This window comes from Bacillus sp. MN7755, assembly GCF_054771475.1.
Map to the genome: position 1 here is coordinate 326,487 of NZ_BTRL01000007.1, position 13,311 is coordinate 339,797.

At 35.3% G+C, this 13,311-nt stretch carries 14 protein-coding genes and 3 pseudogenes; 9 read left to right on the forward strand and 8 right to left on the reverse strand.

Annotation, left to right across the window (positions count from 1 at the left end):
* Window positions 1-125 precede the first annotated feature (125 nt).
* A complete protein-coding gene (locus tag ACYVEC_RS06865; protein WP_063221889.1) occupies window positions 126-947 on the forward strand; it encodes a pentapeptide repeat-containing protein in 822 nt (273 codons plus the stop codon).
* Between the two features lie 56 nt (window positions 948-1,003).
* Here the strand turns inward: ACYVEC_RS06865 and ACYVEC_RS06870 are convergent, their stop codons facing one another.
* Window positions 1,004-1,888 (reverse strand): DMT family transporter, encoded by an 885-nt coding sequence (locus ACYVEC_RS06870; protein ID WP_460505987.1) that lies wholly within the window; start codon window positions 1,886-1,888, stop codon window positions 1,004-1,006.
* Between the two features lie 348 nt (window positions 1,889-2,236).
* Here ACYVEC_RS06870 and ACYVEC_RS06875 point away from each other — a divergent pair, with 348 nt between their 5' ends.
* Window positions 2,237-3,022 carry a glycosyltransferase family 2 protein gene (locus tag ACYVEC_RS06875; protein ID WP_080468351.1) on the forward strand — a complete coding sequence of 262 codons (786 nt, stop codon included), beginning with the start codon at window positions 2,237-2,239 and terminating at the stop codon, window positions 3,020-3,022.
* Here the strand turns inward: ACYVEC_RS06875 and ACYVEC_RS06880 are convergent.
* From ACYVEC_RS06880 to ACYVEC_RS06900, 5 genes are all read right to left on the reverse strand, one after another.
* Window positions 2,991-3,914: an NAD-dependent epimerase/dehydratase family protein gene (locus tag ACYVEC_RS06880; protein ID WP_063221886.1), complete on the reverse strand. Its 924-nt coding sequence runs from the start codon at window positions 3,912-3,914 to the stop codon at window positions 2,991-2,993. The genes ACYVEC_RS06875 and ACYVEC_RS06880 overlap by 32 nt on opposite strands.
* Window positions 3,911-5,134, reverse strand: coding sequence for a class I SAM-dependent methyltransferase (locus ACYVEC_RS06885; protein WP_063221885.1), 1,224 nt, complete (start codon window positions 5,132-5,134; stop codon window positions 3,911-3,913). The genes ACYVEC_RS06880 and ACYVEC_RS06885 overlap by 4 nt, the downstream gene beginning before the upstream one ends.
* 12 nt (window positions 5,135-5,146) lie before the next feature.
* Window positions 5,147-6,202 (reverse strand): CDP-glucose 4,6-dehydratase, encoded by a 1,056-nt coding sequence (rfbG, locus tag ACYVEC_RS06890; protein ID WP_063221884.1) that lies wholly within the window; start codon window positions 6,200-6,202, stop codon window positions 5,147-5,149.
* 1 nt (window position 6,203) lies between these two features.
* Window positions 6,204-6,971 carry a glucose-1-phosphate cytidylyltransferase gene (gene rfbF, locus ACYVEC_RS06895; RefSeq protein WP_460505990.1) on the reverse strand — a complete coding sequence of 256 codons (768 nt, stop codon included), beginning with the start codon at window positions 6,969-6,971 and terminating at the stop codon, window positions 6,204-6,206.
* A gap of 115 nt (window positions 6,972-7,086) precedes the next feature.
* Complete coding sequence (locus ACYVEC_RS06900) at window positions 7,087-7,860, reverse strand: glycosyltransferase family 2 protein (RefSeq protein WP_063221882.1); 774 nt, start codon at window positions 7,858-7,860, stop codon at window positions 7,087-7,089.
* Between the two features lie 262 nt (window positions 7,861-8,122).
* Between ACYVEC_RS06900 and ACYVEC_RS06905 the strand changes: the two genes are divergently transcribed.
* From ACYVEC_RS06905 to ACYVEC_RS06920, 4 genes are all read left to right on the forward strand, one after another.
* The gene (locus ACYVEC_RS06905) at window positions 8,123-8,530 is read left to right on the forward strand and encodes a MerR family transcriptional regulator (RefSeq protein ID WP_000285638.1); all 408 of its coding nucleotides are present in this window, start codon (window positions 8,123-8,125) and stop codon (window positions 8,528-8,530) included.
* Between the two features lie 121 nt (window positions 8,531-8,651).
* Window positions 8,652-9,980 (forward strand): hemolysin family protein, encoded by a 1,329-nt coding sequence (locus ACYVEC_RS06910; RefSeq protein WP_000402258.1) that lies wholly within the window; start codon window positions 8,652-8,654, stop codon window positions 9,978-9,980.
* A 52-nt stretch (window positions 9,981-10,032) separates the two neighbouring features.
* Window positions 10,033-10,446, forward strand: a complete 414-nt coding sequence (locus ACYVEC_RS06915) for an ATP synthase subunit I (RefSeq protein ID WP_063221881.1) — start codon at window positions 10,033-10,035, stop codon at window positions 10,444-10,446.
* A 198-nt stretch (window positions 10,447-10,644) separates the two neighbouring features.
* Window positions 10,645-11,193 (forward strand): DUF2179 domain-containing protein, encoded by a 549-nt coding sequence (locus ACYVEC_RS06920; protein WP_000938438.1) that lies wholly within the window; start codon window positions 10,645-10,647, stop codon window positions 11,191-11,193.
* Window positions 11,194-11,315: 122 nt separating this feature from the next.
* Here the strand turns inward: ACYVEC_RS06920 and ACYVEC_RS06925 are convergent, their stop codons facing one another.
* The gene (locus tag ACYVEC_RS06925) at window positions 11,316-11,555 is read right to left on the reverse strand and encodes a DUF3923 family protein (protein WP_063221880.1); all 240 of its coding nucleotides are present in this window, start codon (window positions 11,553-11,555) and stop codon (window positions 11,316-11,318) included.
* A gap of 76 nt (window positions 11,556-11,631) precedes the next feature.
* Window positions 11,632-12,009 (reverse strand): hypothetical protein, encoded by a 378-nt coding sequence (locus tag ACYVEC_RS06930; protein ID WP_063221879.1) that lies wholly within the window; start codon window positions 12,007-12,009, stop codon window positions 11,632-11,634.
* A gap of 298 nt (window positions 12,010-12,307) precedes the next feature.
* Here ACYVEC_RS06930 and ACYVEC_RS06935 point away from each other — a divergent pair.
* The 3 pseudogenes from ACYVEC_RS06935 to ACYVEC_RS06945 form a co-directional block, all read left to right on the forward strand.
* Window positions 12,308-12,460: pseudogene (locus ACYVEC_RS06935) on the forward strand (tetratricopeptide repeat protein); the annotation flags it as partial.
* A gap of 221 nt (window positions 12,461-12,681) precedes the next feature.
* Window positions 12,682-12,786 (forward strand): annotated as a pseudogene (locus tag ACYVEC_RS06940) (transposase); the annotation flags it as partial.
* Window positions 12,787-12,828: 42 nt separating this feature from the next.
* A pseudogene (locus ACYVEC_RS06945) lies at window positions 12,829-13,311 on the forward strand (hypothetical protein); the annotation flags it as partial.

The following is a 13,311-nucleotide window of genomic DNA, read 5'->3' on the forward strand; positions in this document are numbered from 1 at the left end:
ATTGAAAGGAAATCGGATGATAAAGTTGTGATTTGAAATGAAAGATGCTCGTTTATTTTTAAATTGATTATTTCATGCAGTTAGAATATTATGAAATAGTCAAAAGACAACAGGGGGTATACATTTTGACTAATCATAACGATCATTTAAAAGCAAACTGTGAAAAATGCTTCGGTCTATGTTGCGTGGCGTTGCCGTTCGCAGCATCGGTAGATTTTGCGGTGAATAAAGATGGTGGTAAACCATGTTCTAATTTACAGTCAGATTATAAATGTAGCATACATAAAGATCTTAGAGGAAAAGGTTATAAAGGTTGTACAGTATTTGAATGTTTTGGCGCTGGACAGAAAATTTCTCAGGTTACATTTAACGGGATTGATTGGCGGAAAGATACTAAGCATGCGAGAAAAATGTACGATGCTTTTCCAGTTATGCATCAGCTTCATGAAATGCTTTGGTATTTGAATGAGGCTATTCTATTAAAGGCGACGCAGCCAATTCATAAAGATCTGAAGGAAGCAATTGAAGAGACTGAGCGTCTATCAAATTTAAGTCCAGATGAGTTAATGAAAATAAATGTTCCATTACATCGTGCAGAAGTAAATGTTTTACTTTTAGAAACGAGTGAGTTAGTTTGGAAGGAAATGAATGCTACACGTAAGAAACGGATTATTCACCGCGGAGCAGATCTTATGGGAGCAAACCTGAAAAAGAAAAATTTACAAGGCGCGAATTTAAGGGGTGCTTATTTAATTGCGGCGAACTTAAATGGTGCAGATTTACGCGGGGCGGATCTCATCGGAGCAGATTTAAGAGATGCAGATATTCGGGGAGCAGACTTTACAAATAGTATTTTTCTTACGCAAGTTCAAGTTAATGCGGCGAGAGGGGATAAATATACGAAATTGCCGAAATTGTTGTCCCGTCCATCGCATTGGAGTGCGTAAAGAGTATGGAGTGAAATTATACGAACAGGCAGAGACTAAGAATCTCTGCCTGTTTTTCATTTCTTTTCAAAAGTAGTAATTAAAACGCTACATATAATAAGAATACCACCAATAAAAAAGTTACTATTTAATGTCTCATTTAAGAGTAGCCAACCGAGCAATGATCCAACGATAGGTTGGAAGAAGAAAAATAAGGAACCGATGCTTGCATCCATTAATTCTAATCCTTTATTCCAAAGGAAAAAGGCACCTGCTGTTGAGACGATTCCTAAATAAAGTACGCCTAATACTACATACATGTTCAAATCTTCAATCGGGTTTGTTTGAAATTCCCATACCATAAAAGGTGTAATAAAAAAGAGTGAAAAGAATATAGCGTATGTTGTAATAACTAAAGATGAAAATTTGGCTGCAGCAATCTTCACATAAATAGATAGTAAAGCCCACGTAATAGCGGCCCCAACTAATATGATTGTTCCGATAAAATAGGAGCCAATTTCAATATCCCATCCGATTACGATAATGACACCGATTGTCGCTATTATAGTAGATAGCAGTCTACGAGCGGTTAGTTTTTCTTTTAAAATAATCGCTGCAAATATAACCATAAATGCAGGTGTAGCTGATGTTACTAACGAGCCTGTATGAGCGTCGGATAATTTTGTTCCGATAAATTGACAAGTGATCGAAATGAAATATCCGATAAATCCAATCCAAGCGAATAATAGCCAATCTTTTTTACGAATGGTTACTTTTTTCTTTTGCTTTTTCTCAGCTATTTTCAAAATACTATATAAAACAACAAAAGCGATAATAAAACGTAGCCAACCGAGTGTTAGTGGTGGGATGAAATCGAGTACGTATTTACTAACAACATACATACCACCCCATATACTTGCTGCTAGTGATAAGCATATAGCGCCTAAAATTGTTTGTTTCATTTGAAGTACCTCCGTCTATTTTTAGGGTAATATTAGTTCCCTAAGACGAGGCATAGTGTATGTGTTAAATGAATGCCCGTCTTAGTTTATAGACGGCCTACAGGTTGATCGTTTTCGAATGAAGTGTTGTAGTACATGCGTGCATTCCTCCTTCATATTTTATAATGATATTATAACTTAATTTTCAGTTTATTGGGATGTTTATTGTATCGAGTTGATTCTTTAGAAAATAGAAATGGAGGTTGTGTAAGAACGCATAGTATATGGTAGAAACACATATTTTTAAAATAAAAGAAACAAATTACATAACTGATAAGTATATTAGGAGTAGGATGAAAAAGTAGATTAATAGATAAAGAGGAGGAGATTTACATTACTGCAACCGTTATCTCTCATTTTTATAATGAAGAGTATTTATTACCATGGTGGCTTAAGCATCATACGAAACTGTTTGATCATGGTATTTTAATTAATAAAGGTTCAACAGATCGTTCGGTTGAAATTTGTAAAAAATTCGCACCGCATTGGGAAGTGCGAGATTCTGTAAATCCGGAGTTTGATGCATTTGCGACAGATCATGAAGTGATGAGGGTGGAACAAGAAGTAAAAGGATGGAAAATGATTTTAAATACGACTGAGTTTCTTTGCGTGCAAGATAAAAATCAGTTTTGGAAATCACTGAATGAATTGGGAGGGAGGATGTATTGGCTGGAAGGGCTTATTATGGTCGATGATCTTAACTATAATTATCCGGACCTTAACTTTGGAATACCTTTAATGAAACAACGATTTCACGGTTATTTACCAGAAGATTGGCCGTTATGGAGAAGAGGTAGATTTATTCATAATCATGAACACGGAAGTTATACGGTTGGAAGACATTTATCTGCACATGAATCTATGATTTATCCGCCACTTGCGTGTATTGCATGGTTTGGTTTCAGTCCATGGAACGATGCGATGAGAAAGAGAAAATTACAAATTGGTCCGACTCTTTCTGAAGCTAGTAAGCATGGGGGAATGGGAACGCACCATATTATTACGCCTGAAAAATTAGAAGAATGGTATAAGGATTTAGCAAGAGGGGCGAGGGATTTACGTTTTAGTGTTGCGTATCGTTATGCTTTTTTATAAATGATTCCCACCATAAAATTGTTTCTTCGATTCCAGTATTTAGATCGTATGTTGGTTTCCAGTTTACTTCAGTTTTTAAACGGTCTATATTAACTCCGACAAATAAAGGTTCATCTTTAGAGAAAGGGATAGCACCTAATTTTATTAAATGTTCTTTTCCTATCTTCCTAGCGATGATAGAAGCTAATTCTTTAATTTGTACAGATTGACCGGAGGCGATATTGATTGTGCCTGTAACGTCGCGTTCTAGTACTGTTACGAGAGCGTCAGCGACGTCACCCACATGGAGGAAATCTCTTGATTGTTTTCCGTGTGTACATAGTGCTTCCTCATTTTTTAATAAGGAAGTGATAATGTTAGAAACGAGTCGATTCCCTTGTTCTTGAGGGCCATACATATGAAAAATGCGGCCCCAACACATGCTGAGGCTTGTTTGTCGTGCGTATGATTGTAGCCAGGAGTGTAGTACATTTTTACATAATGAATACGGGGTTTTATAGGAAAGAAGCGGTGAATCTTCAAACAATACGCCGTTAAACCATTCATACTCTGCGCCAGTACCTGCGACGACGACACGCTTTCCACCGCATGTTGTGAAGTGTTGAATCAATGAGATGCTGGATGTCAGCCAATAGTAATTATGAATGGATACATAGCATGCTGGCGGCACTGCTTCCCAAGCTAAATGAATGAGATGACTAGGTTTCATGGCGTAAATGAGTTTTTTTACTTCTTCATCGCAAAGTAAGTTTACTTTATGCCAATGGCAAGAAAGATGGGAAGGCTTATTTGTATTGTAAGTGGCGTGCACTTCATAGCCCTTTTGAATAAGAGAATGTACAACATATTTACCAATCCATCCACTACCGCCTGTTACAAGGATTTTTTTCATGGCTCAATTACCTCAACTTCTGGTATTGTTACTAAAAATTTGCCGCCCCATTCACGAATGAAAGAGCATTCCTTCATAATTTCGTCTTTCAAATTCCAAGGAAGTATGAGAATGTAATCAGGTTTTGTACGTTTAATTTCTTCAGGAGATTTTATTGGAATGCGGGTTCCTGGTAGAAGGAGATTTTGTTTGTGAGGGTTTTTATCTACTGTATAAGCTAGAAACTCTTTTCCTATCCCGCAATAATTTAAAAGGGTGTTTCCTTTAGCTGGAGCACCGTAACCGACAATTTGTTTGTTTAAAGCTTTCGCTTCGATAAAAAACTGTAAAATACTTATTTTCAATTGTTCGATGCGTTTAGAAAAAAGAAGATAGCAATCTAATGTATCTAGCCCGTGATCGACTTCTTTTTGGAGTAATTTTGTAACATTGGAATGGATAGTGGATTGGTCACTTAGATGGTTTACAAAAATACGTAAGGAACCACCGTGCGTTGAAAGTTCTTCTACATCGACAATTTGTAAATGATGATGAGCTAAAATTTTTTGAAGGCTTATAAGTGAGAAATAGGAGAAGTGCTCATGGTAGATCGTATCAAACTGTTTAAAGGATATGAGATTTAATAAGTGCGGGAATTCAATTGTTATCGTGCCATCTTGTTTTAATAACGTTTTTAAACCGGCAACAAAATCATGCAAGTTTGGAACATGTGCTAATACGTTATTTGCGACGATTAAATCAGCTTGTGGCAATTTTTTTGCTAAGTCATTACTGAAAAAATTCACATGAGTAGGAATTCCTTTTTTGATAGCAATTTCTGCTACGTTTTTCGCGGGTTCAATTCCCAATGTCTCGATATTTTCTTTTTTAAAGTATTGTAATAAGTACCCATCGTTACTTGCGATTTCAATCACTTTTGAATGTTTCGTTAAGTTGAAACGCTTAATCGCCATTTCTACGTATTGTTTAGCGTGTAGTAGCCAACTTGAGGAGTAAGAGCTGAAGTATAAATAGTTATGAAAAATATTTTGTGGGGATTCAAATTCATCTAGCTGTACGAGTAAACAAGAGTTACAAACAAATGTGTGCAGCGGATAAAAAGGTTCCATTTTATATGAGCTTTCAGGAGCTACAAATGAATTAGCAAGAGGGGAAACGCCCAAATCTAAAAAAGTGTTGGTTAGTAATGAGTGGCAAAAACGGCATTTTTTCTGTTCCATTTTATAGCCCCCTTATAAATTTTTGAATGCATCGATTTGTTGTCGTGTGAAAGATTCTATATTTTCACCAGATGCATATTTTTTGTACCAATCAACAGTCCAAGCGATAGAATCATCTGTTGATAACTTAGGAGTCCAGCCGAGTTTGTTTACTGCTTTTGTACTGTTGAGTGTTAAAATTTGTGATTCATAAGGAGTTTTTATAGAGGGAGAATGGATTGTGAGTCGTTTATTCCATAAGTTCGTTACGGATTGAATGACATCATTTACGGTTCTGCTAGATTCATTAATCGGTCCGAAATTCCATGCTTCTGCATATTTAGCATTATTCCAAAGTTTCTCAGCTAAAAGGATATAGCCATGTAGAGGATCTAAAACATGTTGCCACGGACGAACGGCATATTTGTTTCGAATACACAAAGTATGATTGTGCAAATATGCCCGAATGATATCAGGGAATAATCGATCTTCTGCCCAATCACCACCACCAATAACGTTACCTGCTCTTACAGAAGCAAGCGAAGTAGTATTCGTGTGAAAAAAAGATTTGTGATAAGATGTTGCAACTAATTCAGCACAAGCTTTACTAGCGCTATAAGGGTCGAAACCTCCTAGTCGGTCATTTTCCACGAACGCTCGGTCGCCACTACCGTCATTCTCATAACATTTATCGCTTGTCACATTAATAATGGCACGTACGCTTTCGACGGACTTTGCTGCTTCTAGCACGTGGACAGTACCTAAAACATTCGTTTTGAATGTATCGATAGGATTTTTGTATGAAGCGGTTACGATTGGCTGAGCTGCTAAATGAAATATTATGTCAGGTTTATGCTGCTTCATGGCATGAAATAAAGAATGGTAATCTGTAATATCGCCTCTCATTGTCGTGCACTCTTTTGCTACGTTACCTTGTTCAAAAATGTTAGGAATGGATGGGGGATGAGAAGAAAAGCCTACTACTTCTGCACCTAAAGAACTTAAGAAAAGGGTGAGCCAGGAGCCTTTAAATCCAGTATGTCCCGTAATAAATACTTTTTTCTTATTCCAAAAAGATGATGAAGCCATATTACCAAACCTTCCACGGAGCGTTATTACTTTCCCATAGCTCGACTAATTTATTTTTATCGCGCAATGTATCCATCGGATGCCAAAAACCAGAATGTTGATATGCGGCCAATTCATTTTTGTTTACTAACTGAACTAAAGTGTCTGTTTCAAAAACAGATTTATCTCCACTAATGTAATTGAAAACTTCAGGATTTAAAACGAAAAATCCACCGTTAACCCATCCACCATCACCTAATGGTTTTTCTTGAAAAGATGTTACAGACTGTTTATCTAATAGGAGAGAACCAAATCTACCAGGAGGTTGTACGGTAGTAACAGTAGCCATTTTCCCATGTTTTTTATGGAATGTAATAAGTTCTTTTATATTTACATTACTTAATCCATCACCATAAGTGAGGCAGAAAGGTTCGTCTCCGACATAATTTTGAATCTTTTTCACTCGGCCACCCGTTTCGGTATTTACACCAGTATCGATTAGTGTAACTTTCCATGGTTCTACACGATGAGAATGGCTAGTAATTGTATTATCGTTTAACTGTATTGTGAAATCAGACATGTGTAAGTTGTAATTTAGAAAGAACTCTTTAATTGCATATCCTTTATAGCCTAAGCAAATAATAAACTCAGTAATCCCGTAATGACTATACAAACTCATAATGTGCCATAGAATGGGTTTTGTTCCAATTTCAATCATAGGTTTCGGTTTTAAATGTGTTTCTTCCCCAATTCTTGTACCGTACCCACCAGCAAGAATAACAGCTTTCATTTTTTCCTCCTAAAATAAAAATTTATTATTTATACAGTATTCATGTTTTATGCAAATGAGATTGTTTTTGATTAAGTGAATGAAATTGTTTGAGGTGATGACAATACAGAAAATATTACGGTTTGAATTTTGGAAATAATTCTTGATATTCAGGGTTATGACGGAGGTCTTGTGTTAGGTTACTAAGCTCTAAAAAACGTATGTCCAGTACTTCAGGAGATTGACCGTAATGTGTTTGAAGCCCCATTTGAACACCCCTTTTTGAAAGGGTAGGCGTAATTTGTAATTTTCTTGCCTTTGATTGTTCATTCCAAGGGCTAAAATAAAATTTTAAAATAAATGAAGGATAGTCATAAATTATATATCCGTGCCGCGAATGATGTCTACCAGGTAAATATGCACCGTCTAGATGATTGTGAATAAATCTCCAAGCACATCCGAGATTTGGGTTATAAGGGAAGACACCGTGGTATCGCTGTTCTACTAAGGGGATAGAATATCTAGGCTTTGAATAATTATAATTATGATTATCTATCATTAAAATCATTCTAATCGCATACATGTTTTGGCCTAGTGTATGAAGAGATGAAAAAAATTCTTCAGTATTATTACAACAAAAGAATTCAGTAGTATTTAAAACGATTTTCCAACCTGAAACTTCTCTTTCAATTTCCATCACTTCAATATCAGTATTAGTTGGATCAAACTCAAGAAATCTTGAATTTCGTACTTCCCAGTGGGGAGCAAATAATTTGCAAATTTCAACTGAACGATCTGTAGAACCTCTATTAATTAAAATACCGTGATCGAATATTTTTGTGTGATGCATAAGCCACCATGGAAGTAGGTATTCTTCATTATAAAAATGAGAAATGAGTGTCTTTCTCATGTTAATCATCTCCTATACAAGCAATCATTATTAGTAGGATATGTTTTTTAATAAGAAAGGTTAAAAGGTGCAGACAATGTAGTGATTAAGTAATAGTTTAGTAATTTTATTGTATAAGTGTAGATTACTTGTATTGAATAATAATAGGGTGGATCTTGTAAGTTTGTATAAATTATGAACAATAAACCGTCACGTTTGACTGTACAGTTTATGTATTGTATGATGGTAGTAATATAAACAAGGGGGGAAGATCGTTGGGAAGGTGTATCGAATCGGACAGTTGGCTCTCATGGCTCACGTGTCGAAACGAACGATTGATTATTATACGAATCTAGGTATCTTAAAAGCGGAGCGATCTCAATCTAATTATCGCTATTACGACGAAACAGCATTTGAGACATTACAATTTATTGAGAAGTGCAAAGAAATGCATATGCCGCTTTGTGAGATTAAAGAGAAAATCGAGGAGAAGAAGAAGCTGCTCGGTATCAATGAACACGTTTCGAAACAAGTGAATGAAGTGACAGACCATATTCATCGATTAGAAGCAGAGTTAACGGAGTTAAAGCCGCTTTTAGATGGATTGACTGATTCACAACGTGAAAAAATATCGAAATCTTTATCTGGTCAAACGACAGCTTTAATACAGACACTTGTTCTATTATTATAGAAAAAAGTGTAATCCGACCTCTTTAATTTTTGTATCGGGCTATGTTTTCTAAGAAACAAATAAGAAAACATTATAGTATACAGGAGGTGGACACCTTAGTTTTTTTAACTAAGGGGATTCATTGGAAATATTTAATTTAGTCATGGTTGCGATTTTAATCGCATTTACTGGATTTTTCGTAGCAGCAGAGTTTGCGATTGTAAAGATACGTTCAAGCCGTATCGATCAGCTTGTTGCGGAAGGAAAACGCGGTGCTTTAGCAGCGAAAAAGGTAACAACAAATTTAGATGAATATTTATCTGCTTGTCAATTAGGTATTACAGTTACAGCTATGGGATTAGGTTGGTTAGGTGAACCGACAATCGAAAAGTTATTACACCCGTTATTTGAGAAATGGAACTTAAATCCTTCTATTTCATCAGTATTAACATTTGGTCTTGCTTTTATGATTATGACGTATTTACACGTTGTAGTAGGGGAATTAGCTCCGAAAACAATGGCAATTCAAAAGGCTGAAAGGGTAACGTTATTATTGGCAGGTCCATTAATGATGTTCTATAAAGTAATGTATCCATTTATTTGGGTATTGAACGGTTCAGCTCGTGTGATAACTGGTTTATTCGGTTTAAAGCCAGCTTCAGAACATGAAGTAGCTCATACAGAAGAAGAATTACGCCTTATCCTTTCAGATAGCTATGAAAGTGGCGAAATTAATCAAGCTGAATACAAGTATGTAAATAACATTTTTGAATTTGATAATCGTATTGCAAAAGAGATTATGGTACCGCGAACAGAAATCGTCGGTTTCTACTTGGAAGATTCAGTAGAAGAACACATGAAAGTAATCCAAAATGAGCGATACACACGTTATCCGATTTTTGGAGAAGATAAAGATGATATTATCGGTATGGTCAACGTAAAAGATTTCTTTATTCGATATATGACCGAGGATCAAAAAGATTTATCATCTATTCGCTCGTATATGCGTCCGATTATTGAAGTGATGGAAACGACTCCAATTCACGATTTATTACTTCAAATGCAGAAGAAGCGAATTCCGATGGCTGTTTTATATGATGAGTACGGAGGAACAGCCGGAATTGTAACGCTTGAAGATATCTTGGAGGAAATCGTCGGCGAAATTCGTGATGAATATGATGAAGATGAAGCACCACCAATTCAGCATGTGAACGAGCAACATATCATTGTTGATGGAAAAGTGCTTATCTCAGAAGTGAAAGATTTATTTGGATTACACATCGAAGAAGATGATGTGGATACAATCGGTGGATGGATTATGATGCAAAATCATGAAATCGAAGAAGGACAACATGTTGAGGCGGAAGGTTATGAATTTAAAGTGTTAGAAAAAGACGCTTACCAAATTAAACGTGTTGAAATTCGTAAGATGGAACAAGAGCAAGAAGAAGAGAAAGCAGCAACTGTGTAAGTTGCTGCTTTTCTTCTAAAGTATAAAAAATGCGAGATTAGGAGCGGATATTTTGATTCAAGAAGCCTTACGTGTATATCGATTACAATTGTATGTAATCTTTAGTGGTTTACTACTTATGTGGACGATTACTCCGTTTGGGAAACAAGTAACAGGGTTTGGGATCGGATTAGCTGTAAGTGCATATTGCCTTTGGTTATTAGCTCGCAGAGTGGAGAAACTTGGGAAAAGTATTGTAATGAAGGAAAAGGCTCCGGGATTAGGAGTTCTAAACCGATTTGCAGCTGCCATTTTAGGAGCTATCATCATGTATGAAATTGAGCATGAAATGGAAATGTGGGCATTTGGTACAGGCATTTTAGGTGGTCACTTTTTAATGATTGCGAATTTAGCTTATGCAAATATACAGTTAATGAAAGAAGAAGAGAAGCAAAGAGAAAATGCTTCGAAAAACATAGAGCTATGATGAAAGGGACCTAATGGGGTTCCTTTTTTAGTTTAGCGATATGATACAAGTAATCAAATTAACGACAAATATAATACGCTTCTTTTTTACGTTTTTCAATAGTATGAAAAATAATAAAAAAAAATTTGAAAACCCATCGATTTCTAAAGCTTAAGTATGTTATCATGACAAAAGACTTTTTGAAAGAGGTGGATACCAATGTTACAAGCGTTACTTATTTTTGTGCTTCAAATTATTTACGTTCCCATTTTGACAATCCGTACGATTTTGCTTGTAAAGAATCAAACAAGATCCGCTGCTGGTGTTGGATTGTTAGAAGGAGCTATTTACATTGTCAGTTTAGGTATTGTGTTTCAAGATTTATCAAATTGGATGAACATCGTTGCCTATGTCATTGGCTTTAGTGCGGGACTATTATTAGGCGGTTATATAGAGAATAAATTAGCAATTGGTTATATTACGTATCAAGTTAGTTTACTAGACCGTTGTAATGAATTAGTAGATGAATTACGTCACTCTGGATTTGGCGTTACAGTATTTGAAGGCGAAGGTATTAATTCGATACGTTATCGCTTAGATATCGTTGCAAAGCGTTCTAGAGAAAAAGAACTGTTAGAAATTATTAATGAAATTGCACCGAAAGCCTTTATGTCTTCTTATGAAATTCGTTCATTTAAAGGCGGATATTTAACGAAGGCGATGAAGAAAAGAGCGTTAATGAAAAAGAAAGATGAACATGCATCGTAAAGAAAAGGGAATAGTGCAGTTTTAAAAGAACGGCATAATCCCATATGTAAAAGAGAGGAATCTATTTTGATGTGGATTCCTCTCTTTTTTTATGAAAAGTATTTATGTTTTAATTTAAAAAACTAAATCGTATAATTATTTTTTTTACTCATCCTCAAATTAATGATTAGCCATACGACTTGAATAAATATCGGTATGATAAACGCGATTAATAAAACGATAAGTGATATGGATTTAATTTCGGGTGTTTGAATAACACCAGCACCATCAACATCTCGTAGCCAAATAATAGCGGCCCATACTCCAAAAAGGATAATCCAAAATATGTTACCAATCCACCAAGAAATCCATCGTTTTTTCATATTAGCACCCCTTACATTTACCCTTTGTTAAAAGTATATTTTCGTTCGTTATATTTATAATGAAACAACTTTAAAATTAGTTTTTAACTGTATATCTAACTTGTTTAAACGTTACCATTTCTCCATCCTTATCATCATTTTTCGTTTGCAAAAGTTGAACTTTTGGTTTGTAATCTGTCCTATGAGCATGCTCAATATCTTTAATGTTAAGTTTGTAAGGTTCACCATTCTTTATTTTTTGTTCCAATACTTGTTTATTGGCAACATAAATAAAAGTTATTTTATTTTCATCAATACCTTCAGTCTTAATTTCTAATTCATTATCTTTTGTTGTAATCGTTGGTGTTAATAATTCCATACTGCCGCTTCCGGTTTCTAAAGAATTTTCTGCTATAGTTGAACATCCTGATAATATGATTCCAGTGAATAGAAGAGTAATTAACTTCTTTTTCATAACATCCCCCGATTTCAAGTGATTTTTGATTTTGGCATTGTTAGACTGCTAGTGAGGTACGTAAATGTTTAGTTAGCACTCTAGTTAATTGTACCATAATATGTAAATTAAAACAGAGTGTATATCCAATTTAAGGGAGATTAAAAAGTTTACTTATTGTTGCAAAATCGTGTGTTTTAGCTTCTATTTCAATCGAAATATAGACAGGAGAAAGAAAATTTTTTATGGAAATTACAATTTTTACATTTTACAATAATGATATGGAATAGATGAATTTATTCACTTCGGAGGTAGTTACTTGAACATTAACGAGAAGGCAATTGAAATGTTTGAACAAAATAAATATGAGGAAGCGATGGAACTGTTTCAACAAGCAGTACATGAATCTAGAGACGTACAATCTCTCAATAATCTTGCTTGGATGTACTTTTATCCTTTTCGGCAAGAAGACTCCATCTGATTTGTGTTACGGGTGAACCCCAACAATTCAGGTGGAGATGAATTGCCGTCAGCAGGTAGACTGAACACTTTTGTTTCGTTCATAACAACTTTTTGAGGGCGAATATTTGTTTCTTTTTGTCTTACAGATATAATCTGCCCTTAGATAAGGGGGGAATAGATTGTAAGACAACGAAATTGGATAATAATCATTCGGTTATTTGAGCCAAAAGGAATTATGATGAAGATCATGTTCACATTTTTCTCCGTGCAGTTCCCAATATTGATTTGTCAAAAGCGATTAACAGTTACAAAAGTGTTGGTTCTTGTTTCGTGAAATAAATAATTGTAATGAACTTCCTAAGAAAGGTGGTGAAAATAATGGCTAGAAAGAAAGCAGTGAAAGTATTACATAAACAAAAGAAAAGAGAAACCATACAACGATTCACGCAGAAACAGAATATCGGGCGAGCATGCTTGACTGCAAAAGAATTTCGTTTACTTCAGCGCATGTCACATAGTTCAAAAGCGTTGCGAAATGTTGGCTTGTACACGATGAAACAAAGTTACTTGAATCATAGCAAGATGGCTACTGTAAAAGAAGTGGACACTGCCATGCAAGCCGATATGAACTATTGGGGTATTCAATCAAATTCTGTTCAAGCAATTCGTAGAGCCTTATATGCAGAAGTGAAGAGCTTTTTTAAAGCATTGGAACAGTGGAGGAAAAAACCTGAAACCTTCACAGGTCGTCCTAAGTTTCCGCATTATTCTCGTTCCACTGACAAACGAATTATTGAAATCTATCAAGTACCAAAAGTGGATGATAACGGGTATTGGATGATTCCGATGAATGTGGCATTC